Raw genomic sequence first — 24,960 nt, 5'->3', positions numbered from 1 at the left:
TGAGGGATCGGTGGCGTTGGCGCTCTAGCGGTGCTTGGCCAGCTGGTGCAGTTCTTCCAGCGTGTTGATGTTGGCGAAGGCGGCGCTGTCGTCGAACACGACGTCGACTGTCGGATGACGTGCCGTCCAGGTTTCGATCTTGCGGCCCCCGCCTTGCAGATAGACGATCAGGTCGTCGGCCAGCAGCGCATCGATCAGACAGAAGACAGGCTGCACCTGCCTGCGCGGTACCCCTTGCGCATCCGGCTCCATCGTCACCGGCATGGCGATGCGCGCGTCGGCTTCTTCCATTGCCTGCGAGAGCTTGGCGGCTAGGTCGGTCGGCACGAAAGGCGAATCGCACGGCGCGGTCAGCAGGTAGCGCGTCTGGCATTGCTCCAGCCCGGCCAGGATGCCGGCCAAGGGGCCGGCAAAGTCCGGCACCGAATCCGCCACCACCGGCACGCCAAACGATTCGTACGCCGCGAGGTTGCGATTGGCGTTGATCAGCATGTGGCCCACCTGCGGCGACAGGCGCATCAGCGTGTGCATCGCCATCGGCGCGCCGCGAAACGTCTGCAGGCCCTTGTCGACGCCGCCCATGCGGCTGCCCCGGCCGCCGGCCAGGATCAGGCCGGTAATGTCGGATGTCGGAATCATGTCGTTGAACGCTGGCGGATTCACCCGCCGATGTAGGACATTTCGATGCGCCGGCCGGCCGGCTGGGCCTTGCCGCTCGCACGCAATTCGGAATAGCGGTCGGCGCGGCCCTGCCAGACAGAGCGGATCGCGTTGGAGAGTTCCAGATCGGTCGCGCCGCCGCGCAATAGCGCGCGCAGGTCGAAGCCTTCGGTGGCGAACAGGCAGAGATACAGCTTGCCTTCGGTCGACAAACGCGCGCGGGTGCAATCGTGGCAGAACGCCTGGGTCACGCTGGAGATCACCCCCACCTCGCCGGCGCCGTCGACATAGCGCCAGCGCTCGGCCGTTTCGCCGCTGTAATTGGGCGACGCCGGCTCGAGCGCAAACTCGGACGAAAGACGCTTGATCACTTCGGCCGACGGCACGACGGAACGCATGTCCCAATGGTTGGTCGTGCCCACGTCCATGTATTCGATGAAGCGCACGATGATGCCGCTGCCGCGGAAGTGGCGCGCCATCGGCACGATCTGGTCTTCGTTGTCGCCTTTCTTGACGACCATGTTGACCTTCAGCGGCGCGAGGCCCACGTTCTGCGCGACTTCGATACCGTGCAGCACCTCGCTCACGGCGAAGTCGACATCGTTCATGCGGCGGAAGGTCGCATCATCGATGCCATCGAGGCTCACCGTCACGCGGCTCAGGCCCGCGTCTTTGAGCGATTGCGCCTTGCGGGCGAGCAGGGCGCCGTTGGTCGTGAGCGTGAGGTCCAGCGGCTTGCCTTCGGCGGTGGTGAGGCGCGCGAGCATTTCGACGAGACGCTCGATGTCTTTGCGCAGCAGCGGTTCGCCGCCGGTCAGGCGAATCTTCTCGACGCCGTGCTCGATGAACAGCCGCGCCATGCGCTCGATCTCTTCGAACGACAGCAACTCGGAATGCCGCAGGAAGCGGTAATCCTTGTCGAACACGTCCTTCGGCATGCAGTAGACGCAGCGGAAGTTGCAGCGGTCCGTCACGGAGATACGCAAATCGTGCAGCCGGCGGCCGCGCGTATCCGTCAGCCTGCCCTCTGCAGGGACGAGCACATTGGGCACGGTGGGCACCGTGGCGCGATGGTGCTGGCCATCACGCAGATCGTAGAGGGGGATGACGGTTTCAGTCATGGTGTGGTGCGGCGCGTCAATCCACAGGAAAGGTCGATCGCGCTCGATACAAGGACGAGTGTAGCGCAGCCCCTGTTTGATGCGGGGAGCACAGTTCAGCCCCTGCGTGTCCCGCACAGGAAAAAGGGCGGCCGAAGCCGCCCCTCAGGCAAGGCATCGGGGCGGGTGTGGGTTACCCGCCGCCAATGTGATGCTTATTGCTGGTCTGCGCCACCCGCCGGGCGGTTGGTTTCGACCAGGATCATCGGGCCGTGCTGGATCGGCGGCAGCGGCTTGCGCTCGCGGGGCACGCGCGGGGCTGCGACAGTGCGCGCAGCTTCTTCTTGCGACGCACGCAGCTTCTGGCTGTCAGTGTGGACCCAAGTCATGCCGGCGTTGTCGAGTACGCTCTGCAGCGTCTCGATCGGCAGCGGCGAAGCCTGGGCAATCGTGCTGACCGGAGCCGGCACTTCGGCAAAGGCCGTCACGATGGCTTCTTGAGGCGCCGCCACTGCCACAGTCGCTTCCGGCGCGGGCGCTGCTGCGGTAGCCGTTGCCAGCGCGGGTTCCGTCGGCTGTACTTGCGGCAGGGCCGACACAGGCGCCACGGCTTCTGCGGCATGCACGGGCTCGTGTACCACCGGAGCCGGGTTCTCAACCGGGGCAAACGACGTCGTCTGCACAGGTTCCGTCACGGTTGCCGGCAGCACCGGCTCGGCATGCATTTCGGCGACGGCTTCGTCTGCGGTTTCGGCGCTTTCGTTTTCGCTTTCACCTTCGGCGCGGACGCCTTCCGCGCCCTCGCGGTCACGGCGATAGCGGTTACGGCCACGACGACCACGGCGACGGCGCTCTTCACCTTCACCGTTGCCTTCCGCGCCCGGCGTCACGCCTTCGCCCGCGATGCCTTCTGCCGGAGCAGCGGTGTCGAGCAGCGGTTGCGGCACTTGCGACGCAGCGGTCTGATCGATCAGGGCTTCGGCGGCCACGGCTGCGGCTTCCTTGGCCTGTTGATCGCGTTCGCCACGATTTTCGCGCGGCTCACGGCTTTCACGAGGCTCACGCGGCTCGCGACCCTCGCGGGCTTCACGGCCCTCACGCGGTTGGCGCTCGCGACGTTCCTGATTGCGCTCGCGGCGACCTTGGCCCTGGTTCTGGCCCTCGGCGCGCACATCCTGACCTTGTTGCGGCTGACGAGCTTCAGCCGTCTCGCGAACAGCACCCTCGACCTGGGCCGGCTGGCGGTTGCGATCACGGTTGCCGCGCTGACCGTCACGTTGACCTTCGCGCTGGCCCTGTTGCTGACCTTCGCGGGCTTCGTTGCGCTCACGGCCCTGGCGGTTGCCATCACGACCGTTCTGGCCCTGACCTTGACCTTGGCGCTCGCCACGTTCGCCGCGCTGGCCACGGCCACCACGGTCCTGGCGATTGCCACGGCCTTGGCGGTTGCCTTCTTCAGCACGTTGCTTCGGCGTTTCCACCGGCGCAGCCACCACCGGTTCGGCCGGTTTGGCGCCAAACAGCGATTTCAGCCACGAAACAAAACCACCCTGGGCAGGCACCGGAGCCGGCGCCTGCGGTGCGGGAGCGGTTTCGGCACGCGCCGGACGCTCGGCGCGCGGCACCGACACGGGCGCCGGTTGGTCCGGCGTGATGCCCTTGACGGCGGCTTCCTGGCGCGGCTTGGCGGCTTCCTTGCGCGTGCTGTACGCGGTGTCGGCTTCCAGCTCCTTGGCGGCCTCTTCGGCCATCTTGTAGCTGGCCTTGTCGTCGTCCAGACGCGGATCGTCGTGGCGCAGGCGCTCCAGCTTGTAGTGCGGCGTCTCCAGATGCTTGTTCGGGATCAGCAGCACATTGACCTTGAAGCGCGTCTCGATCAGGTTGATGTCCGGGCGCTTCTCGTTGAGCAGGAACGCGGCCACTTCCACCGGCACCTGGCAGTGGATCGCGGCGGTGTTTTCCTTCATCGCCTCTTCCTGGATGATGCGCAGCACCTGCAGGGCGGACGATTCGGTATCGCGGATGTGACCCGTGCCGTTACAGCGCGGGCAAGTGACGTGCGAGCCTTCCGACAGCGACGGACGCAGGCGCTGGCGCGACAGCTCCATCAGGCCGAAGCGGCTGATCTTGCCCATCTGAACGCGGGCGCGGTCGTGGCGCAGCGCGTCTTTCAGGCGGGTTTCGACGTCTTTCTGCGCCTTGCTCGACTCCATGTCGATGAAGTCGATCACGATCAGGCCGCCCAAGTCGCGCAGGCGAAGCTGGCGGGCGATTTCGTCGGCGGCTTCGAGGTTGGTGCGGGCAGCGGTTTCCTCGATATCTGCGCCCTTGGTGGCGCGCGCCGAGTTTACGTCAATGGCGACGAGCGCCTCGGTGTGGTCGATCACGATGGCGCCGCCCGAAGGCAACATCACCATGCGCGAATACGCCGATTCAATCTGGTGTTCGATCTGGAAACGCGAGAACAGGGGAACGTCGTCGCGGTACTTCTTCACCCGATTCATGTTGTCGGGCATCACCACGCTCATGAAAGCGCGGGCCTGATCGTAGATATCGTCCGTATCGATCAGGATTTCGCCGATATCCGGCTGGAAGTAATCGCGAATCGCCCGGATCACCAGGCTGGATTCGAGATAGATCAGCAGCGGGGCCTTGTTGTCGACGGCAGCGCCGTCAACGGCCTTCCACAGCTGCATCAGGTAGTTCAAGTCCCACTGCAGCTCTTCAGCCGAGCGGCCGATGCCGGCGGTGCGGGCGATGATGCTCATGCCGTCCGGCACTTCCAGCTGCGCCATGGTTTCGCGCAGTTCCTGACGGTCTTCGCCCTCGATGCGGCGCGACACGCCGCCGCCGCGCGGGTTGTTCGGCATCAGGACCAGGTAACGGCCGGCCAGCGAGATGAAGGTGGTCAGGGCCGCGCCCTTGTTGCCGCGCTCTTCCTTCTCGACCTGGACGATCAGCTCCTGGCCCTCGCGCAGTGCGTCCTGGATGCGCGCATTGCGCACGTCCACACCTTCCTTGAAATAGGCGCGGGCGACTTCCTTGAAGGGGAGAAAACCGTGCCGTTCTTCGCCGTAATTGACGAAGCACGCTTCCAGCGACGGTTCGATGCGGGTGATGACACCCTTGTAGATATTGCCTTTGCGCTGTTCGCGCCCGGCGGTTTCGATGTCGATGTCGATCAGTTTCTGACCATCGACAATGGCGACGCGCAATTCTTCTTGCTGCGTCGCATTGAACAACATGCGTTTCATTGCAACCTCACTCCAATGCCGTGCAAGCACGGCGCTTCATGGAGCACGCGAAGGCGGAGCGGGTGGTCAACGAATTGCCGAGGTGTCGGCCAACAAAAAGGCGCGACGGGGCACGAGCGAAAGAAATGAGGGCATTCCACGCGTCATCATGGATGGCAGGGCGGAGTCCGCGGACGCGGTTGGCGTCCAGTTGCGCGTCCTGTCACTCGTGCCGCGGGCCCGTTGCATCTGCAGGCGGGCCGGCGGCGGCGAGTCGCGTGAAGCGACCACAAAGAGCGAATTGACGGACGGCCTGTCCGGACGAAACCCGCGGCGGGGCAAATCGGGCGGCGTGCTGCTTTTTAGAGTTTTGCCGCCGGACCGCCATGGCAACGCGGTAACCGGATATTCAGCCGGCCGGCACCAGTCTGGTGCGGCAAGGGCTTCTTTCACCAAGCGGGCGCCGTATGGATGAACCATGTGGCGCCCGCCTTTGAATTCTGTTCTACCAGCTGCTCGTTCTACACTGGCCGACGTTGCCGACGTGATCTTTGGTTCACGTCTTGCGCGATGGGACAGCGGTGCGTGCTGCTTTCGTGCCGATGCATCCGGCCACGTGATTAGCTTTGTAACACAAGTGGGCGATTGATCGGCACGTTCCGGACCGAAACGGTGGCTGTGTACAATACCTGTTGTTTCGTTCCGACCGGCTGTTGCTGGCGCCTAAACGACTGTCCAGCGAGAAAATTATATTGAAAATGAATGAGTTACGCCATCCATTTGATGGCCGCATTCAACAGGCCGGACGTGGCACACTCGGCGATGCGCTCGACGGCAAATCAGTCGCCTATGTTGAAATCGGTGAAGACGCCGAAGGGCAGCGCATCGACAATTTCCTGATGCGCGTGGCCAAGGGCGTGCCCAAAAGCCATATTTATCGCATCCTGCGTTCCGGCGAGGTGCGGGTCAACAAGGGCCGCATCGACGCGGAATACCGTCTGAAACTCGGCGATCTGGTTCGCATTCCGCCGCTGCGCATTGCCCAGCAGGCCGAAGCGCCGCGTGCGGTTCCGGCAGCAGAATTCACCATCCTTCACGAAGATACGCACCTTTTGGTAATCGATAAGCCCGCCGGGGTGGCCGTGCACGGCGGCTCGGGGGTGGCGTTCGGCGTGATTGAACAATTGCGCCAGTCGCGCCCGGAGGCCAAGTTCCTTGAACTGGTGCACCGCCTCGATCGCGAAACGTCGGGCGTGCTGCTGCTTGCCAAAAAACGCTCTGCGCTGGTGGCGCTACACGAGCAGATTCGCGAAGGCCAATTGGACAAGCGGTACTTTGCGGCGGTAAAGGGCGTCTGGCCCCACAAGCGTCAACACATCAAGTCGCCGCTGCACAAGTACACCACACCGGAAGGCGAGCGCCGCGTGCGCGTCCAGGCCGATGGGCAAGCGTCGCATACGATCTTCAACAAGGTTGGCGTGTTTGGCCCATACACGTTGCTGGAGGCCGAACTGAAGACAGGGCGCACGCACCAGATCCGGGTGCATTTGGCCCACGCCGGTTTCCCCATCCTGGGCGACGACAAATACGGCGATTTCGCCCTAAACAAGGCGCTGTCGCGCGCGAATGCTTCGCCGCGACTGGCACGGATGTTCCTGCACGCCCATCGCTTGCAGCTGACGCATCCGCAAAGCGGCGAAATCGTCACGTTCACTGCGCCGTTGCCTGCTGAGTGCGCCGACTTCCTTAACGCTTTCCAGGGCCCCGATTCCGATGCCGCAGCAGCGTTTTGATCTGATCGTCTTCGATTGGGATGGCACGTTGATGGATTCGACGTCGGCCATCACCCGATCGATCCAACTTGCGTGCCGGGATCTCAATCTGCCAGTGCCTGACGACGCACGTGCCAGCCACGTGATCGGGCTGGGTCTGCGGGACGCGCTCGAATATGCCGTCCCGACGCTCGATCCGGCCGACTACGGCAAGCTGGCTGACCGGTATCGCTTCCATTACCTGAGCCGCGACGCGCATCTCGTGCTGTTTCCGGGGGTACGTGAAATGCTGGAAGCGCTGCGCCGCCAGAATTATCTGCTGGCTGTGGCGACGGGCAAGTCCCGCGTGGGCCTGCAACGCGCGATGGAAGCCACGAATCTGACGGGCGTGTTCGATAACACCCGCTGCGCCGATGAGACGTTCTCCAAGCCGCACCCCGCGATGCTGCTCGAACTGACGCGCGACCTCGGCATGGAAGTCGAGCGCACGCTGATGGTCGGCGACACGACGCACGATCTGCAGATGGCAGCCAATGCTGGTGCCGCTGGCGTGGCCGTCACGTACGGTGCGCACCCGGCCGATGTGTTGGACTCGCTTGCGCCGCTGTATTCCGCCAAGTCGGTTCCCGATTTGCACGATTGGCTGACGCAGCATGCCTGACATGGTCGAACCCGTTCGTGTATGTGAAAGCTCGGCATTGGAAGACGGCGGCTTGGGTGTCCGGTTTCAGGTGGAGGTGCGGGGCCGCCTCGTCAGCGCGTTCGTCGTCCGCTACGCGGGCGACGTCCATGGTTATCTGAACCAGTGCGCGCATGTGCCGATGGAAATGGACTGGCAAGAAGGCCAGTTTTTCGAAAGCTCGGGCCTGTATTTGATGTGCGCTACGCATGGCGCCATTTACGAGCCGGATACTGGCCGGTGCGTCGGCGGGCCGTGCCGAGGTTCGCATTTATCCAAGCTGGAGATTGCCGAGCGAGACGGGGCAGTCTGGTGGCAGCCGGATGCGTTATTCCGCGCACCGGCTCCCGCGCCAGCGCCAACTCCGTCTGCCTAGTCGCGCAGTTCTTCATCTCGATCGTTTTTCTTGTCTATGACCGACTCGATTCCGCCGAAAGGCCCCGAAGACGCGCCCAACGAGGGTGCGGGCAAACCAGAAGCGCTGGAGGTCACTCAGCATGCGGATCATCCGCTCGAAGCTGAATTGCGCAACCCGGCAGCAGGCAAGCCCGCGTCGGGATCTGCGTCAGCAGCGTCCGCGCAAGCCGGCGGCTGGGAGCGAGAAGTGCTCGAAAAGGTATTGATGGCGACCATCCGCGAGCAACGGGCAGCGCGCCGCTGGCGCATCTTTTTCCGCTTCGTGACGCTCGGCCTGATCGGGATCCTCATTTATGCATTCGCCAGTCTCGAGGGCGAAACCGTCAGCACGGGCCGTCACACGGCCGTTGTCACGCTTGACGGCGAAATTGCAGCCAACACAAATGCCAGCGCTGAAAACATCAATGCGTCGTTGCAAGCCGCATTTGCGGACGACAACACGGTCGGCGTGATCCTGAAGATCAATTCGCCGGGCGGCTCGCCGGTGCAGGCCGGCATGATCAATGATGAAATCCGCCGCTTGCGTGCCAAGTACAAGAAGATTCCGTTGTACGTGGTGGTCGAGGAGATGTGCGCGTCGGGTGGTTACTACGTGGCCGCGGCTGCAGACAAAATCTATGTCGACAAGGCCAGCATCGTGGGGTCGATCGGTGTGCTGATGGACGGTTTCGGCTTTACCGGTCTGATGGACAAGGTGGGTGTGGAGCGCCGCCTGCTCACGGCCGGTTCGAACAAGGGGATGCTCGATCCGTTTTCGCCCGTGTCGCCGCAGCAGAAGCAATACGCGCAGGAGATGCTGGACCAGGTGCACCAGCAGTTCATCGACGTGGTGAAGCAGGGGCGCGGCAACCGTCTGAAGGATGATCCGACGCTATTCACCGGCCTCTTCTGGACGGGCGCCAAGGCTGTCGACCTTGGGCTGGCCGACGCGATCGGCAGTGCAGACTTTGTCGCGCGCAGCGTCATCAAGGCGCCGGACGTGGTCGACTACACCGTCAAGGAAAACTTCGCCTCGCGCGTGGCACGCAAGCTCGGTACGGCAATGGGCGCCGGCGCGGTAAAGGCGCTGGCCGCGACGGGCCAGCTCAAGCTCTTGATGAAGGAATAAGCGCGCTATCGCGCCAGCAACGAGAAAATCGCCGGCCGCTTGTGCAGGTTCATGCGGTCGGCGCGCCAGTCGCTCACGGGCAGCGTAACAACCTGCTCGCCGGGCAGTGTCAGATCCACTGCAATCGACAGCAGCGTGCTTGGCGCACAACCGGCCTGAATGGCCTCGAGCAACGCGCCATTGCGGTAGGGCGTTTCAATGAACACCTGCGTTTGGGCGGCTGAGCGCGAAAGCTGTTCCAGTGCGCGCAGCTTGGTCTTGCGCTCGGCCGCATCGACCGGCAGATAGCCGTTGAATGCAAAGCTCTGGCCGTTCAGGCCGGACGCCATCACCGCCAGCAGAATCGAACTCGGCCCCACCAGCGGCTTTACGCGCACGCCGCGCTGGTGTGCAAGACGCACGAGATTCGCGCCCGGATCGGCCACCGCCGGCACACCAGCCTCCGACATCAGCCCCGCGTCCTGGCCGGCAACCACCGGGGCCAGCAGCGCTTCCAGTTCCGATTCCGGCGTTTTGACGTTCAGTTCGCGAATGGTGATTTCCTGCAGCGGGCGTGCCAGCGGCGTCGTCTCGGCCAGCTTTTTGAGCAGCGCACGCGCCGTCTTGGCATGTTCGGCGACGAAATAGTTGAGTTGCGCGGTGATCTGCTGCACGCCCGCCGGAATCACGTCAGGCAGCGGGTCGGCCGCATCGCGCGAGCCTAGCGTATTGGGAATGAGGTAAAGCGTACCGGCCATGGTTCAGACGAAGAGCGGGTAGTGAACGTTGCGCAGCATGCTGGTCAGGGCGATCAGCGGCAGACCCACCAGCGCCGTCGGGTCGGACGATTCCACGCGTTCGAGCAGGGCGATGCCGAGGCCTTCCGATTTGGCGCTTCCGGCAACGTCGTACGGGTGTTCCAGGTGCAGATAAGCGTCCAATTCCTCATCGGAGAGGTCGCGGAAGGTGGCCAGGGTGCGGATGTCTTCGCTCTGGTGTTGCCCCGTCCGGCCGTCGTACAGACACAACGCAGAGTGGAATGTGACGGTGCGTCCACGCATCCAGTGCAGTTGCGCCAGTGCGCGGGCGTGGTCGCCGGGCTTGCCGACCTGCTTGCCATCAAGCGTCGCGACCTGGTCGGAGCCGATGACGAGCGCGCCGGGGTAGTCTGCAGCCACCTTCTCCGCCTTCTGCCGGGCCAGGCGCAGTGCGGTCTGGTCGGGTGACTCGTCCGGGGCGGGCGTCTCATCAATGTTGGGTACCACGATCTCAAACGGCAGGCGCAGGCGTTCGAGCAATTCCCGCCGATATGGCGAGCTGGAGGCCAGAATGAGCGGCGGACGCGATGCAGAAGTCATAAGTGCTTGAAGATGCAGTGGATTTTGAGCAAATCCTTTTGACGCCAGAGGTTTTTGCCCGCTATAATCCCGCGTTTCGCGGTTTGGCCGCGCAGTGTCGCAAACCGGGCGCCCCGGCGCAAGGTGTGATGGCTGCAGGCGGTCGATCCGGTTCGCGCACCAACAGCAACGCGTTCAATAGGTTCGATTCGTGGATTTTCGTACATTCGATCTTTTCGCGTTCATTCGCGCGGGTGAGCCGGCAAGCGGTGCAGTCCGTCTGACCGACATGCCGCGCCTGCTGGCCGAGCAGGCCGCCGATGCCCCGGCTGACGCCGATACGCAGTTCCATTGGCGATTGCAGGGCTTGGTGCGCGAGGAGGCCTCCGCCGGTCAGTTGCCGCGTCAGCGTCTCTTCGTGGATCTGGAAGTGGACGGTGCGGTCTGGCTGCAATGCCAGCGATGCCTGAAGGCGTACGAGCAGCCGCTGCCGGTGCGCACGCGCCTGGAAGTCATGCGTTCGGAAGCCGAGGCAGATGCCGCTCCGCTGGATGACGACGAGGCTGACGTCATCGTCGGCTCGCGCCACTTTGATCTGATCACGCAGATCGAAGACGAGCTGTTGCTGGCGCTGCCGGTGTCGCCGCGTCATGCCGTCTGCCCGGATGAGGTGTTGCCGGAAGAGGCTGAAGCTGAAAAGAAGCCGTCGCCGTTCGCGGTGCTGGCCAACCTGAAGACCAAACATTAGGCGTGCGCGAGTATTGCGCGCGCTGATGGCAGTACGTTTCACACGCCTACCGGAATGGCTACGCTCCGGCTCCGTGTGATGTGATAAAATCGATCAAATTGCTTAGGAGTCAGTCATGGCTGTTCAACAAAACAAGAAGTCGCCGTCCAAGCGCGGCATGCATCGTTCGCACGATTTCCTGACCGCGGCCCCGATCGCTGTCGAGCCGACCACCGGCGAAGTGCACCTGCGTCACCACGTGAGCCCGAACGGCTACTATCGTGGCCGCAAGGTTGTGAAGACCAAGAACGACTGATGCGATTTGCCAGTTTTCTGGCAAGCGTGTTGGGTTGGTCTGAACGCACAGGTTCATGATGCAAGCGAAAAAGCGGCAAGCCAATTTGCCGCTTTTTTGTTGAGCGAAATTCGGCAATGCGTGTACGGGTTTGTGTACCATACGCGCGCCAACGGCCGGAGCCGCACGTGAAACCGCAACTCAGACTCGCATGACCATCAAGCTTGCCATCGACTGCATGGGTGGCGATCACGGCGTTGGCGTGACAATCCCTGCAGCGATCCATTTTCTCGCCGCACACGAAGACGTCGAAATGCTGCTCGTCGGGCAGCCCGATGCCATCGCGGCGCAGCTCAAGCGACTTCACGCCACCGCGAACCCGCGCGTCCACGTCGTCCCCGCCTCCGAGGTGGTGTCGATGGACGATCCGGTCGAGGTCGCGCTGCGCAAGAAGAAAGATTCTTCAATGCGCGTGGCCATCAATCAACTCAAGGAAGGCGCCGCTCAGGCGTGCGTTTCCGCCGGCAACACCGGCGCGTTGATGGCCGTGTCGCGTTACGTGCTCAAGACGCTGGACGGCATTGACCGCCCGGCGATTGCCACCGCCATCCCGAACGAGAAGGGTGCCGGCACGACCGTACTGGACCTCGGTGCCAACGCCGACTGCGAGCCCGAGCATCTGCTGCAATTTGCGCAGATGGCCTCGGCGATGGTGTCGGTGGTCGAGCAGAAGCCGCGTCCGACGGTCGGCCTGCTCAACATCGGCGAAGAAGTCATCAAGGGCAACGAGGTCGTCAAGCAGGCCGGTGAGTTGCTGCGCGCCTCCGATCTCAATTTCTTCGGCAACGTTGAAGGCAACGACATCTTCAAGGGCACGACGGATATCGTTGTCTGCGACGGTTTTGTCGGTAACGTGGCGCTCAAGAGCACCGAAGGCCTGGCCAAGATGATCGGCGAGATGCTGCGCCAGGAATTCAGCCGCTCGTGGTTCACCAAGCTGCTTGCCGTTGTGGCACTGCCGGTATTGACGCGCTTCAAACGGCGTGTCGATCATCGGCGCTACAATGGCGCCGCGCTGCTCGGTCTGCGTGGGCTGGTCATCAAGAGCCACGGGTCGGCAGATGCCTACGCGTTCGAATGGGCCATCAAGCGTGCCTACGACGCCGCGGCCAACGGCGTGATCGCCCGCATTGCGCAGGCGTTCGAATCGCACCATGACGCAGCGGGCGCTGCGCCGGTCTCCACTTCCGCTCCGGCCGCCGACGCTGCTTGAACGCGTCGCCCCCGAGTCAGATTTCACCCCACCGCACATGACACGTTTCGCAAGGATCATCGGTACGGGCAGCTACCTGCCGCCCAAGCGGGTCACCAATGACGAACTGGCGGCCCAACTGGCCGAAAAGGGTATCGAGACGAGCGACGATTGGATCGTCTCGCGCAGCGGCATCCGAGCACGTCATTTTGCCGAGCCCGACGTTACGTGCAGCGACCTCGCCGTGAAGGCTGCCGAGCGCGCGATCGAAGCTGCCGGCCTCGATCGCTCCGAACTCGACCTGATTCTGGTGGCAACGTCCACGCCGGATTTCGTGTTCCCGAGCACTGCGTGCCTGGTGCAGCAAAAGCTCGGCATCACCAACGGGTGCGCTGCATTTGACGTACAGGCCGTGTGTTCCGGTTTTGTCTACGCGCTCGCGACGGCCGACAAATTCATCCGCTCGGGCGCCTACCGCAACGTGCTGGTGATTGGCTCGGAAGTCTTCTCGCGCATCATCGATTTCAACGATCGCACCACGTGCGTTCTGTTTGGCGACGGCGCGGGTGCTGTGGTGCTGCAAGCCTCTGACGAGCCCGGCATCCTGTCGACGGCGCTACATGCTGACGGCAGCCACGCCAACATTCTGTGCGTGCCGGGCAACGTGGCGGCAGGCGCAATCCAAGGTAGCGCCTTCCTGTACATGGATGGTCAGGCCGTCTTCAAGCTGGCTGTGACGGTGCTCGACAAGGTCGCCCGTGAAGCCCTGGCAGCAGCGGAACTCGATGCCTCACAAGTCGACTGGTTGATCCCGCACCAGGCGAACATCCGCATCATGCAGGGCACGACCAAGAAGCTGGGCCTCTCGAACGAGCGCCTGATCGTGACCGTCGATGAGCATGGCAACACGTCTGCGGCCTCGATTCCGCTGGCGCTCGACGTTGCTGTGCGCGATGGCCGCATCCAGCGCGGCCAGCACGTGATGCTCGAAGGCGTGGGCGGCGGCTTTACCTGGGGCGCTGCGCTGCTGCGCTTCTGATCGACGAATTTCCAGAACGAACAATACGAGCCATGACATTCGCTTTCGTCTTCCCCGGCCAGGGTTCGCAATCGGTCGGCATGCTCAACGCGTTTGCCGATCATCCGGCCGTGGCCGCCACGCTGGCCGAGGCGTCCGACGCGCTGGGCCAGGACATCGGCAAGCTAATTGCCGAAGGCCCGGCTGAAGAGCTGAACCTGACCACCAACACGCAGCCCGTCATGCTGACGGCCGCTGTTGCTGTCTATCGCGCATGGCAGGCTGCTGGCGGCCCGACGCCGACCGTCGTGGCTGGTCATAGCCTGGGCGAGTATTCGGCGCTGGTCGCCGCGGGTGCCATCGCGTTCAAAGACGCTGTGCCGCTGGTGCGTTTCCGCGCCAAGGCGATGCAGGAAGCCGTGCCGGTGGGCGAGGGCGGCATGGCTGCGATCCTCGGCCTGTCGGACGATGACGTGCGGGCCGCATGCGCCGAAGCTTCGGTTGCGGGCGTGGTCGAAGCGGTCAACTTCAACGCGCCGGCCCAGGTGGTGATCGCTGGTGCCAAGGCGGCTGTCGAGAAGGCTTGCGAAATCGCCAAGGCCAAGGGTGCCAAGCGTGCGCTGCCGCTGCCGGTCTCGGCACCGTTTCACTCGTCGCTGCTCAAGCCGGCATCGGACCGTCTGCGCGAGTATCTCGCCAACGTGACGGTCGCCGTCCCCGTAATTCCCGTCATCAATAACGTGGACGTTGCTGTCGTGAGCGACCCGGCAGCCATCAAGGACGCCCTGGTGCGCCAGGCAGCATCGCCGGTGCGCTGGGTCGAGACCGTGCAGAAGATGAAGGGTGACGGCATCACGCGCGTGGTCGAATGCGGCCCGGGCAAGGTGCTGGCTGGCCTGGTCAAGCGTATCGATGGTGAGATCGTCGGTGACGCGATCTTCGATCCGGCGTCGCTGGAAGCCGTGCTGGGCCAACTCAAATAATCAACGGAATTCGTATGACCCAAGCATTGAACAATCAGGTTGCGCTCGTCACCGGTGCCTCGCGCGGCATCGGTCGTGCCATCGCGCTGGAACTGGCGCGCCAGGGTGCGACGGTGGTCGGTACTGCCACGTCGGAAGCCGGCGCGCAAGCCATCACGGCGTACTTTGCCGAAGCCGGCGTCAAGGGCGCTGGCGTGGTGCTCAACGTGAATGACGCCGCGCGCTGCGAGGCCGTCATCGACGAAACCATCAAGACGCACGGCGGCCTGAACATCCTCGTCAACAATGCCGGCATCACGCAGGACAACCTGGCGATGCGCATGAAGGACGACGAGTGGGTGTCCGTCATCGATACGAACCTCTCCGCCGTGTTCCGCCTGTCGCGCGCCGTGCTGCGCCCGATGATGAAGGCACGCGGTGGCCGTATCATCAACATCACTTCGGTGGTGGGCTCGGCCGGCAACCCGGGGCAAGCCAATTACGCCGCGGCCAAGGCGGGCGTAGAGGGCATGGCCCGCGCGCTGGCACGTGAGATCGGCAGTCGCAACATCACGGTCAACTGCATCGCACCGGGCTTTATCGACACCGACATGACGAAGGTCCTGTCCGAAGAGCAGCATACCGCGCTGAAGGCGCAGATTCCGCTGGGCCGCCTGGGCGCTCCGGAAGACATCGCCAGCGCGGTTGCCTTCCTGGCGTCACCGGCGGCGGGCTACATTACCGGCTCGACGCTGCACGTCAACGGCGGCATGTACATGGGATAAGGAAGCCGTCCCGGCGGCGGTGTGCGGAGCTTTGCGCATCAGCAAATCCTGCGCGATCGCCGATTTAACTGGCTTTTAGCTTCATGTTTGGCGCATTTTTTGCATGGTTTCCGGCGCGGTTTTTCGTCGCGCAAACCTGCTAGAATGCGCGCACTTTTTGTCGAATACTTCCCTGGAGGGTTAAATGGACAACATCGACGCACGCGTTAAGAAGATCGTTGCTGAGCAACTCGGCGTGGCCGAAGCAGACATCAAGAACGAATCGTCGTTCGTGAACGATCTGGGCGCGGATTCGCTCGATACGGTTGAGCTGGTGATGGCTCTGGAAGACGAGTTCGGTATGGAAATCCCGGACGAAGAAGCCGAGAAGATCACCACGGTGCAGCAAGCCATCGATTACGCGACCGCCCACGTCAAGGCGTAAGCGTCAATCGATCTCTTGACATCGCGGGCCACAGAAAGGGCGGTTGTCCGGTTTGACCGGGTGGCGCGTTTTCTGTGGCCTTTGTCGCTGATACAGAGTTGCAGGAAAGCATAGTGAGCCGTCGTCGCGTAGTCGTAACCGGCCTGGGGCTGGTCTCTCCGGTAGGGAACTCGGTCGCCGAGGGGTGGGCCAATCTGGTCGCCGGCAAGTCCGGGATCGCCACCATCACCAAATTCGATCCGTCGAACCTGGCCGTGCATTTCGCCGGCGAGGTGAAGGGTTTCAACGCCGAGGAATACATCCCGGCGAAGGAAGCCCGCAACATGGATACGTTCATCCATTACGGCATTGCTGCCGGCGTGCAGGCGCTCAGGGACAGCGGGCTGGAAGTGACCGAAGCCAATGCGGAGCGCATCGGCGTGCTGGTCGGTTCCGGTATCGGCGGCCTGCCGATGATCGAAGATACGCACCAGACCTACGTCGATCGCGGTCCGCGCCGTATTTCGCCGTTCTTCGTGCCGGGTTCGATCATCAACATGATTTCCGGCCATCTGAGCATCATGTTTGGCCTGAAGGGGCCGAATCTGGCGGCCGTCACGGCTTGCACGACTGGTCTGCACAGCATTGGTCTGGCCGCGCGCCTCATCCAGGCGGGCGATGCCGACGCAATGGTGGCCGGCGGTGCCGAGTCGACCGTTTCACCGCTGGGCATCGGCGGTTTTGCTGCCGCCCGTGCGCTGTCCACGCGCAACGATGATCCGGCTACGGCCTCCCGTCCGTGGGACAAGGACCGCGACGGCTTCGTCCTGGGCGAAGGTGCGGGTGTGATGGTGCTGGAAGAATACGAGTCGGCGAAGGCTCGCGGCGCCACGATTTACGCCGAAGTCGCCGGCTTCGGTATGAGCGGTGACGCGTTCCACATGACCGCACCGAACATGGATGGTCCCCGCCGCTGCATGCTGAACGCGCTGCGCGATGCCGGCATGAATGCAGATCAGGTTCATTACCTGAATGCACACGGCACCTCCACGCCGCTGGGCGACAAGAACGAGTCCGAAGCCATCAAGGCGGCGTTCGGCGATCATGCAGGCAAGATCGTCGTGAACTCCACGAAATCCATGACGGGCCACTTGCTTGGCGGCGCGGGCGGGTTGGAGTCGGTGTTCACGGTGCTGGCGCTGCACAACCAGGTGTCGCCCCCGACCATCAACATTTTCAATCAGGACCCCGAGTGCGATCTCGATTACTGCGCCAACACCGCGCGTGACATGAAGATCGACGTGGCCGTGAAGAACAACTTCGGCTTCGGCGGGACCAACGGCACGCTGGTTTTCAAGCGCCCGTAAGGTAAAGGCGGCACGTAGCAGACGCGCGTGCCGCTTCGTTTTTGTCTTGGTTGTTCAGCAGATCGTTTTTGCCGCGCCGTATCGGCGGCTGTGCGCAATTGGTCGAATCAGCATGGCCAGTCTTGTTTGCGCGGTCCTCGTATGGGTGGTCACTGCGTGGGGTCTCGCATTGCCGCTGATCACCTGGGCCGTCATCAGCGGCCTGGCGGTGGCGGCCTCCGTTCCACTGCTCGTGAATCGCTCGCCGCATGCAATGGAACTGATGTGGCGCGCTCGTCTCAAAGGAGACGGAGAACCCGGTCAAGCGGTGTGGCAGGTCCGACTGATCGCGCCAGAAGCGCTCCAAAATGTGCCTCTGTTATGGTCATGGCCACTCGGCGAGCGCGTCTTGGTCCTTGGGGTTGCGCGTCACGGGTGGTGTCCACAGATCTTTGTGCTGATGCCACCGTGGTTTTCAGCCGGGACGTTACGTCGTATGCGGAGTTTGTTGCGCTTGGGGCCGCCGCAGTTGGCTTCCCAGGTGTCCGGTGTGTCGTAGGTAAAATACAACGTTTCCAAGTCACAAAAATTCAAGGCGATACACTGCAGGTGAAGAATCCGTGAGTGAACGCGAAGCCGACCAGATCCTTGTCGAACGCGTCCAGCAAGGCGATAAACGAGCGTTTGAGCTGTTGGTGGTCAAGTACCACCGCAAGATCATCCGGCTCGTCTCGCGTTTGATCCGTGACCCGGCCGAAGTCGAGGATGTGGCACAGGATGCCTTTATCAAGGCCTACCGTGCGTTACCCCAGTTTCGGGGAGAGTCCGCGTTCTATACGTGGCTGTATCGCATTGCCGTGAATACGGCCAAGAATTACCTGGCGACCCAGGGTCGGCGCCCCGAATCGTCCAGCGACATCGACACCGAAGAGGCTGAAACTTTTGCCGACGGTGAGCTACTAAGGGATATCAATACGCCAGACTCCATGCTGCACACCAAGCAGGTGGCCGAAACGGTCAACCGTGCCATGGAAGCGCTGCCCGAAGAACTGCGTACCGCAATCACACTCCGGGAGATCGAGGGTCTGAGCTATGAGGAAATCGCTGAAGCGATGGAATGCCCGATCGGCACGGTCCGGTCCCGCATTTTCCGGGCGCGCGAGGCGATTGCCGAGAAATTGCGCCCCCTGCTGGGAACAGTGGAGGGCAAACGGTGGTAGCCAGCCGATATGACAAGCCGGCGGCCGCATGCGGCTGCAAACGGTGAAGCCTCGGGAAGTCTTCTCTCGGATCGTTGATTGGACGTTGGAGTTTTTGGGGTCGGGAAATGGGTCAGGCTCAATTGCAAACGGCAGAAGCGGAGTTCGCACAACGTATTTCTGCCTTGATGGACGGTGAAGTTGCCGCGCACGAAGTGGCGGCTGCAGTCGACCTTGCCAAGGATGGCGAGGGCGCGGCGCATTGGCGCGAATATCAACTGATCGGCGACGTGCTTCGGTCGGAAGATTTGCTCAACACACGTTCCTCTGAAGATTTTCTCGGCCGGTTCTCGGCCAAGCTCGACGCCGAGCCTCATCTGCTGGTGCCGGCTGTTGCGCAGCGTGCGAAAACCCAAGAGAGGCATCGCTTCCTGGTCAGCCCCGCTTGGGTCCGCCGGATCATGCCCACGACTGCCGTGGCGGCGGCGGTGGCGGCCGTTAGCTGGGTCGTCGTGCCGCAACTGCGCGGTCCTGCCGATGGCGCAGACGGCTCTCCTGCGCTGGTCGCCAAGGCGACGCAAGGTGCCGGTGCGCAGCCGCTAACGGTGGCGGCAACTGACAGTACGCCGATGATCCGCGACGCTCGCCTCGACGAATACCTGAGCGCTCACCGTCAATCGGCGACCAACGGTATGGTGGTTCCGTATCTGCGTGCAGTGGCCAACGGGGTGGCGAACACCCAGGACTCCAATCAGGAATAATGCGGGCATCCATGTCGAAGGTGTGGCACCCCGTTGCCGGGGCAGGCGCCCGCAAGTTGCAGGCCGTTCGTCGGTCGGTTTTTCTTCTTCTGTGTGTTTCGGCGCTGGCGACAGCTGCTCAACCGCAGCCTGATCCCATGCCGCGCAAGGAGGCTGCCTCGTGGCTGGCCAAAATCCATCGCGCGGCCCTCAAGCAGAACTATGTCGGCACGCTCACATACCAGCGTGGCACCGGCATGCACTCCACTCGCATCCAGCACTACGCTGATCTCTTCAACAACGAGTACGAGCGCGTCGAAGCGCTGGACGGCAAGCAGCGTGAAATGCTGCGCCAGAACGACGTCGTCCGGAACCTGATTTACGACGTCAAACTCGTTGTGACGGAAAAGCAGGAGCACAAGGACAGCTTCCCGGCGTTGCTCGCTACGACCAATGGCGATGTGCTCGATCAATACGACATGCGTCATCTGCCCTCGGAGCGCGTCGCAGGCATGGATTGCGAAGTTTTCCAGCTCGATCCGAAGGACGGCTACCGCTATGCGTACCGTATCTGGGCGGAACGCAACAGTGGCTTGCTCATGCGTGCCCAGACCATCGGTGAAGACGGCAAGGTGCTTGAGCAGGTCGCCTTCTCGCAAGTCGAGCTGGGTGTGCCGTCGGAAAAGCAGAAGATCGTCGCTGCGTTCAAGAACCTAAACGGCTGGAATCAGTACGAGATCGTGACGCAGCCGACCAATCTGACTGAGCAAGGCTGGACAATCGGCAACCCCGTCAAGGGCTTCCAGAAGATCCGTGAGGTGCGCCGTCCGCTGGGCGACATTGCGCCGGCCGGCAAGAACAGTGCTGGTTTCGAGGTCCAGCAGGTCGTGTTCAGCGACGGGTTGGCGGGGCTGTCGCTCTTCATCGAGCCCGTGTCGGAAAAACGCACGCGTCGCGAGGGCTTCATCTCGCAAGGCGCCACGCACGTGATGGTGCGACGCGTTGCCGATTTCTGGCTGACGGTTGTAGGCGAAGTCCCGTTTGCTACCATCAAGCAGTTTGGCGCCGCGGTCGACTATAAGCCGGTGTCCGCCAACGCGACCAATAAGCCGGCCAGCGCGCCGCAGTAGCCAGAGAGCCGGCACCCGCCTGGGGTGCGCGGCGTGGTCGCACTCAGTACCATTTCTCTATCTGTTCTTGTTCCGGGGAGCTTTCATGCGTACCGCTCGATCCGTTCATGCCTTGCGTCTGCTGTGCGTTGCCGCCGCTGTGGCGGTGGGAAGCGCCCTGGTGCCGGCCCACGCGCAGAACGCCACGGGTAGCGTGGCCACGGGCACGTATGGCTTGCCCGATTTTGCTGATCTGGTCGAAAAGGTCAGCCCCGCCGTCGTCAACATCCGCACGACCGAAAAGGTTCGTATGCAGCAGGGTGGTCCGAGTGATGACGACATGGCCGAGTTTTTCCGCCGCTTCTTCGGTGTGCCGATGCCTGGCATGCCCGGGCAGGGCCAGAAGCGCCGCAATCCGCCGCCGCAACAGGAAGAAGAACAAAGCCGCGGTGTCGGTTCCGGCTTCATCATCTCGGGTGATGGCTACATCCTGACCAACGCGCATGTGGTGGAAGGCGCGGAAACCATCTACGTCACGCTGATCGACAAGCGCGAATACAAAGCCAAGCTGATCGGCCTGGATAAGCGCACCGATGTGGCGCTCGTCAAGGTGGAGGCGACGGCGTTGCCCAGCCTGAAGCTCGGCGACTCCGACAAGGTGCGCGTGGGCGAGTGGGTGCTGGCGATCGGGTCTCCGTTTGGTCTCGACAATACGGTGACGGCGGGCATTGTGTCGGCCAAGGGGCGCGATACGGGCGACTACCTGCCGTTCATCCAGTCCGACGTGGCGGTCAACCCAGGCAACTCGGGCGGCCCGCTGATCAACCTCCGCGGCGAGGTGATCGGCATCAACAACCAGATCTACAGCCAGAGCGGCGGCTACATGGGCATCTCGTTTTCGATTCCCATCGACGAGGCGATGCGCGTGGCAGAGCAGTTGAAGGCAACGGGCCGCGTGACGCGGGGCCGCATCGGCGTGGCAATCGACAACGTGCCGAAGGACGCTGCGGAGTCGCTCGGTCTGGGCCGCGCGCGGGGCGCCTATGTGGGCAATGTCGAATCGGGCGGTCCGGCGGACAAGGCCGGCATCGAGGCCGGTGACATCGTCTTGAAGTACAACGGCCGCGATATCGAGAAGGCGGGAGATCTGCAACGCCAGGTCGGCGAGACCAAGCCGGGCACGCGCGCGACCGTGCAGGTCTGGCGCAAGGGCGCAACGCGCGATTTGACCGTGACGGTCGCCGAGTTGCAGGCCGATACGAAGGTGGCGCAGCGCTCCAAGGGCGCGCAGCCTGATAACAGCCAGCAGGGCCCGGGCAAGCCGAATGCCCTGGGGCTCGTGGTGGCGGACTTGTCCGACGGGGCGCGTCGCGAGTTCAAGACCAAGAGCGGCGTTGAGGTGCAGGTGTCGGAAGGGCCGGCGGCGCGTGTCGGCATTCGCCCGGGCGATCTGATCCTGCGCGTGGGCGATACCGATGTCACCAACGCCAAGCAGTTCAACGAGGTGGTCGCCAAGCTGGACAAGAACCGCATGGTTGCCGTGTTTGTACGCCGCGGTGACGCCACGCAGGTCGTGACGCTGCGCCCGAGCGCGGCCCGCTCGGGTAGCGGCCAGTGATCGAACTGACGCTCTACGGCCGCAGGTACTGCCATTTGTGCGAGGACATGAAAAACGCGCTGGAACCTCTCCGGCGCGGTTTTTCTTTTGTGCTGCACGAAGTGGACGTCGACAGCGACCCTGCGCTGGAGGCCCGGTTTGATGAATTGGTGCCCGTGCTGATGACCGGCGCGCCGGAAACCCCGCCGGAAGATGCGCGTGAGCTGTGCCACTACTTTCTCGATGTACAAGCTGTGCAAGCGTGGCTCGCAGCACAAAGTGCGCGCAACTGAGGTAACGCCGCTGCCGCAAAAAGAGGCGCGGGAAGCCCACTGAAATCCGGTAAAATCGCCTGTTAGCGCCGATTTTTGCAGTGCACGATTCTTGTGCCGCGACCTCGGCTTGGAACCCAATACCTCCCGCCGGCGCAGCCAACGCGCGCCGGCCTTGCCGGAACCGCTCGCGCTCCCGGCAGACGCGCCCGGGATGGGCGCTTTTCGACGCATTCGATGGACAATATCCGTAATTTCTCGATCATCGCCCACATCGACCACGGCAAATCGACGCTGGCCGACCGCATCATCCAGTTGTGTGGCGGGCTCTCCGACCGCGAGATGGAGGCCCAGGTGCTGGACTCGATGGACATCGAGAAGGAGCGCGGCATCACCATCAAGGCGCAGACCGCCGCGCTGTCTTATAAGGCTCAAGACGGCAAGGTCTACAACCTCAACCTGATCGATACCCCGGGACACGTCGACTTCAGCTACGAGGTCAGCCGCTCGCTGTCCGCATGCGAGGGCGCGCTCCTGGTGGTCGATGCTTCGCAAGGTGTGGAAGCGCAGACCGTCGCCAACTGCTACACCGCCATTGAGCTGGGCGTGGAAGTGGTGCCGGTGCTCAACAAAATCGACTTGCCTGCAGCCGATCCGGAAAACGCGATCCAGGAAATCGAAGACGTCATCGGCATCGACGCCACCGATGCGACGCGTTGCTCTGCCAAGACCGGCGTGGGCGTGGCGGACGTGCTCGAAGCGCTGATCGCCAAAGTGCCGGCGCCGAAGGGCGACCCGGCTGCGCCGCTGCAAGCCCTGATCATCGACTCGTGGTTTGACAACTACGTCGGCGTGGTGATGCTCGTGCGCGTGGTGAACGGCACGCTGCGCGCCAAGGACAAAGTCCTGCTGATGGCAACCGGTGCGCAGCATTTGGTGGAGCAGGTGGGCGTGTTTTCGCCGAAGTCGGTGCCGCGTGAATCGTTGTCGGCGGGGCAGGTGGGCTTCGTCATTGCGGGCATCAAGGAACTCAAGGCGGCCAAGGTGGGTGACACCATCACGCACGTGGCGCCGCGCAAGGCGGAAGCGCCGCTGCCGGGCTTCAAGGAAGTCAAGCCGCAGGTGTTTGCCGGTCTGTATCCGGTGGAAGCCAATCAATACGAAGCGCTGCGTGAATCGCTCGAAAAGCTCAAGCTCAACGACGCGTCGTTGCAGTACGAGCCGGAAGTGTCGCAGGCGCTCGGCTTCGGCTTCCGCTGCGGCTTCCTGGGCTTGCTGCACATGGAGATCGTGCAGGAGCGCCTGGAACGCGAATTCGACATGGATCTGATTACCACTGCGCCGACGGTGGTCTATCAGGTGCAGTTGCGCGACGGCACGATGGTGCAGGTGGAGAACCCCGCCAAGATGCCGGCCGATCCGAGCAAGATCGAGGCGATTCTCGAGCCGATCGTCACGGTCAATCTGTACATGCCGCAGGACTATGTGGGCGCCGTGATCACGCTGTGCGAGCAGAAGCGTGGCTCGCAGATCAACATGAGCTACCACGGCCGCCAGGTCCAGCTGACGTACGAAATCCCGATGGGCGAGATCGTGCTGGACTTCTTCGATCGGCTGAAATCCGTCTCGCGCGGTTATGCGTCGATGGATTACGAGTTCAAGGAATACCGCGTGTCGGACGTGGTCAAGGTCGACATCCTAATCAACGGCGACAAGGTCGATGCGCTGTCCATCATCGTCCACCGTTCGAACAGTACGTACCGTGGTCGCGAAGTAGCCGCCAAGATGCGCGAGATCATTCCGCGCCAGATGTACGACGTGGCGATCCAGGCTGCCATTGGCGCGAACGTGATCGCACGGGAGAACGTCAAGGCGCTGCGCAAGAACGTGCTGGCCAAGTGCTACGGCGGTGATATCTCGCGCAAGAAGAAGCTCCTCGAGAAGCAGAAAGAGGGCAAGAAGCGCATGAAGCAGGTTGGCACCGTTGAAATTCCGCAAGAGGCTTTCCTGGCCATCCTGCGCGTCGAAGAAAAATAATCCAGACATCGCTCGGACGATCTCTCCTCCATGAACTTCGCCCTGATTCTGTTTGTTCTCGTCGTGCTCACCGGTATTGCGTGGGTGGCCGACAAGCTCGTGTTCCAGCGTCAACGTCAGGCGGCCGCGGCTGCGGCACTCGCTGAATTTGATGCGCGCGCGCAGGTGCAGGCGCAGTACGGCGGCGGTGGCGACATCGGCGCAGCGCGTTTGCAACTGGCCGAAGACAAGCTGCGCCAGCCCTGGTGGCTGGAATACACGGCCAGCTTCTTCCCGGTGATTGCCGCGGTGTTCCTGCTGCGCTCGTTCGTGATCGAGCCGTTCAAGATTCCGTCGGGCTCGATGATTCCGACGCTGCAAATCGGCGATTTCATCCTCGTCAACAAGTACACGTATGGCATTCGTTTGCCCATTGTGAACAAGAAGATCGTGGAGCTGAACCAGCCGCAGCGTGGCGACGTGATGGTCTTCCGCTATCCGAAAGACGAGTCGATGGATTACATCAAGCGCGTGATCGGCGTGCCCGGTGACGTGGTGAAGTACGACAACAAGCGTCTGACGGTGAACGGTCAGCCGGCGACCTACGCGCCGCAGTCCGACTACCTTGATGGGGAGCGTCTGACCTACTCGAAGCAGTACCAGGAGACGCTGGGCAACGTGACGCACAACATCCTGAACGACGCGGACCGCCCGGCCTATGTCTCCGGCCCGGACGATTTTCCGTTCCGCGAGAACTGCACATACAATCAGACCGGCTTCACTTGCAAGGTACCTGCAGGTCACTATTTCATGATGGGCGATAATCGCGACAACAGCGCGGATTCCCGTTACTGGGGCTTCGTGCCGGACAAGAACATTGTCGGGAAGGCGTTCTTCATCTGGATGAATCTCGGTGACCTGAAACGGATCGGTGCTTTTCACTGACCCGATAAG

24 protein-coding genes are annotated in these 24,960 nt (G+C 62.7%); 19 read left to right on the top strand and 5 right to left on the bottom strand.

Annotated elements, in window-relative coordinates:
- Positions 1-24 precede the first annotated feature (24 nt).
- From mobA to R2676_RS08410, 3 genes are all read right to left on the bottom strand, one after another.
- Positions 25-639 (bottom strand): molybdenum cofactor guanylyltransferase MobA, encoded by a 615-nt coding sequence (gene mobA / locus R2676_RS08420; protein ID WP_206275522.1) that lies wholly within the window; start codon positions 637-639, stop codon positions 25-27.
- 20 nt (positions 640-659) lie between these two features.
- Entirely contained in the window at positions 660-1,781 is a 1,122-nt protein-coding gene (moaA, locus tag R2676_RS08415; protein WP_206275521.1) for a GTP 3',8-cyclase MoaA, read from the bottom strand.
- A 194-nt stretch (positions 1,782-1,975) separates the two neighbouring features.
- Positions 1,976-5,014: an Rne/Rng family ribonuclease gene (locus R2676_RS08410; protein WP_206275520.1), complete on the bottom strand. Its 3,039-nt coding sequence runs from the start codon at positions 5,012-5,014 to the stop codon at positions 1,976-1,978.
- Between the two features lie 737 nt (positions 5,015-5,751).
- Between R2676_RS08410 and R2676_RS08405 the strand changes: the two genes are divergently transcribed.
- Genes R2676_RS08405 through R2676_RS08390 form a run of 4 tightly spaced genes read left to right on the top strand, consistent with a single transcriptional unit; the run spans position 5,752 to position 8,969 of the window.
- A complete protein-coding gene (locus tag R2676_RS08405) occupies positions 5,752-6,786 on the top strand; it encodes an RluA family pseudouridine synthase (protein WP_206275763.1) in 1,035 nt (344 codons plus the stop codon).
- Positions 6,767-7,426: an HAD-IA family hydrolase gene (locus R2676_RS08400; RefSeq protein ID WP_206275519.1), complete on the top strand. Its 660-nt coding sequence runs from the start codon at positions 6,767-6,769 to the stop codon at positions 7,424-7,426. Before R2676_RS08405 ends, R2676_RS08400 begins: the two co-directional genes overlap by 20 nt.
- A complete protein-coding gene (locus tag R2676_RS08395; protein ID WP_206275518.1) occupies positions 7,419-7,820 on the top strand; it encodes a Rieske (2Fe-2S) protein in 402 nt (133 codons plus the stop codon). The genes R2676_RS08400 and R2676_RS08395 overlap by 8 nt, the downstream gene beginning before the upstream one ends.
- Before the next feature lie 36 nt (positions 7,821-7,856).
- On the top strand, positions 7,857-8,969 hold the full coding sequence (locus R2676_RS08390) for a S49 family peptidase (RefSeq protein ID WP_206275762.1): 1,113 nt from the start codon (positions 7,857-7,859) through the stop codon (positions 8,967-8,969).
- Positions 8,970-8,974: 5 nt separating this feature from the next.
- On the opposite strand, the gene R2676_RS08385 is transcribed toward R2676_RS08390, so the two are convergent.
- Together R2676_RS08385 and R2676_RS08380 are read right to left on the bottom strand one after the other, a co-directional pair.
- On the bottom strand, positions 8,975-9,706 hold the full coding sequence (locus R2676_RS08385; RefSeq protein ID WP_206275517.1) for an SAM-dependent methyltransferase: 732 nt from the start codon (positions 9,704-9,706) through the stop codon (positions 8,975-8,977).
- Positions 9,707-9,709: 3 nt separating this feature from the next.
- Positions 9,710-10,306, bottom strand: a complete 597-nt coding sequence (locus R2676_RS08380) for a Maf-like protein (protein WP_206275516.1) — start codon at positions 10,304-10,306, stop codon at positions 9,710-9,712.
- Between the two features lie 190 nt (positions 10,307-10,496).
- Here R2676_RS08380 and R2676_RS08375 point away from each other — a divergent pair, with 190 nt between their 5' ends.
- From R2676_RS08375 to lepB, 15 genes are all read left to right on the top strand, one after another.
- Positions 10,497-11,033 carry a YceD family protein gene (locus R2676_RS08375; RefSeq protein WP_206275515.1) on the top strand — a complete coding sequence of 179 codons (537 nt, stop codon included), beginning with the start codon at positions 10,497-10,499 and terminating at the stop codon, positions 11,031-11,033.
- A 115-nt stretch (positions 11,034-11,148) separates the two neighbouring features.
- Positions 11,149-11,328, top strand: a complete 180-nt coding sequence (rpmF, locus tag R2676_RS08370) for a 50S ribosomal protein L32 (RefSeq protein WP_009238536.1) — start codon at positions 11,149-11,151, stop codon at positions 11,326-11,328.
- 190 nt (positions 11,329-11,518) lie between these two features.
- Positions 11,519-12,580, top strand: coding sequence for a phosphate acyltransferase PlsX (plsX, locus tag R2676_RS08365; RefSeq protein ID WP_027677761.1), 1,062 nt, complete (start codon positions 11,519-11,521; stop codon positions 12,578-12,580).
- Between the two features lie 37 nt (positions 12,581-12,617).
- Positions 12,618-13,598, top strand: coding sequence for a beta-ketoacyl-ACP synthase III (locus R2676_RS08360; protein WP_206275514.1), 981 nt, complete (start codon positions 12,618-12,620; stop codon positions 13,596-13,598).
- 32 nt (positions 13,599-13,630) lie between these two features.
- Positions 13,631-14,560, top strand: coding sequence for an ACP S-malonyltransferase (gene fabD, locus R2676_RS08355; RefSeq protein ID WP_206275513.1), 930 nt, complete (start codon positions 13,631-13,633; stop codon positions 14,558-14,560).
- 14 nt (positions 14,561-14,574) lie between these two features.
- Positions 14,575-15,324 carry a 3-oxoacyl-ACP reductase FabG gene (fabG, locus tag R2676_RS08350; protein ID WP_206275512.1) on the top strand — a complete coding sequence of 250 codons (750 nt, stop codon included), beginning with the start codon at positions 14,575-14,577 and terminating at the stop codon, positions 15,322-15,324.
- A gap of 184 nt (positions 15,325-15,508) precedes the next feature.
- Positions 15,509-15,748, top strand: a complete 240-nt coding sequence (gene acpP, locus R2676_RS08345; protein ID WP_004635650.1) for an acyl carrier protein — start codon at positions 15,509-15,511, stop codon at positions 15,746-15,748.
- A 113-nt stretch (positions 15,749-15,861) separates the two neighbouring features.
- The gene (gene fabF / locus R2676_RS08340; protein WP_206275511.1) at positions 15,862-17,094 is read left to right on the top strand and encodes a beta-ketoacyl-ACP synthase II; all 1,233 of its coding nucleotides are present in this window, start codon (positions 15,862-15,864) and stop codon (positions 17,092-17,094) included.
- A gap of 599 nt (positions 17,095-17,693) precedes the next feature.
- Complete coding sequence (gene rpoE, locus R2676_RS08335; RefSeq protein WP_004635646.1) at positions 17,694-18,293, top strand: RNA polymerase sigma factor RpoE; 600 nt, start codon at positions 17,694-17,696, stop codon at positions 18,291-18,293.
- Between the two features lie 107 nt (positions 18,294-18,400).
- Entirely contained in the window at positions 18,401-19,033 is a 633-nt protein-coding gene (locus R2676_RS08330; protein ID WP_206275510.1) for a sigma-E factor negative regulatory protein, read from the top strand.
- Positions 19,034-19,044: 11 nt separating this feature from the next.
- Positions 19,045-20,142: a MucB/RseB C-terminal domain-containing protein gene (locus R2676_RS08325; RefSeq protein ID WP_206275509.1), complete on the top strand. Its 1,098-nt coding sequence runs from the start codon at positions 19,045-19,047 to the stop codon at positions 20,140-20,142.
- Between the two features lie 85 nt (positions 20,143-20,227).
- Positions 20,228-21,739: a DegQ family serine endoprotease gene (locus tag R2676_RS08320; protein WP_206275508.1), complete on the top strand. Its 1,512-nt coding sequence runs from the start codon at positions 20,228-20,230 to the stop codon at positions 21,737-21,739.
- A complete protein-coding gene (locus tag R2676_RS08315; RefSeq protein ID WP_206275507.1) occupies positions 21,736-22,011 on the top strand; it encodes a glutaredoxin family protein in 276 nt (91 codons plus the stop codon). The genes R2676_RS08320 and R2676_RS08315 overlap by 4 nt, the downstream gene beginning before the upstream one ends.
- A gap of 216 nt (positions 22,012-22,227) precedes the next feature.
- The gene (gene lepA / locus R2676_RS08310; RefSeq protein WP_027677751.1) at positions 22,228-24,027 is read left to right on the top strand and encodes a translation elongation factor 4; all 1,800 of its coding nucleotides are present in this window, start codon (positions 22,228-22,230) and stop codon (positions 24,025-24,027) included.
- Positions 24,028-24,057: 30 nt separating this feature from the next.
- Positions 24,058-24,951: a signal peptidase I gene (gene lepB / locus R2676_RS08305; RefSeq protein WP_027677750.1), complete on the top strand. Its 894-nt coding sequence runs from the start codon at positions 24,058-24,060 to the stop codon at positions 24,949-24,951.
- Positions 24,952-24,960 lie beyond the last annotated feature (9 nt).

It is taken from the genome of Ralstonia flatus (assembly GCF_958439105.1).
GTDB lineage: Bacteria > Pseudomonadota > Gammaproteobacteria > Burkholderiales > Burkholderiaceae > Ralstonia > Ralstonia flatus.
The sequence above is the reverse complement of the archived record's forward strand: the minus strand, read 5'-3'. Positions and strand labels throughout refer to the sequence as shown.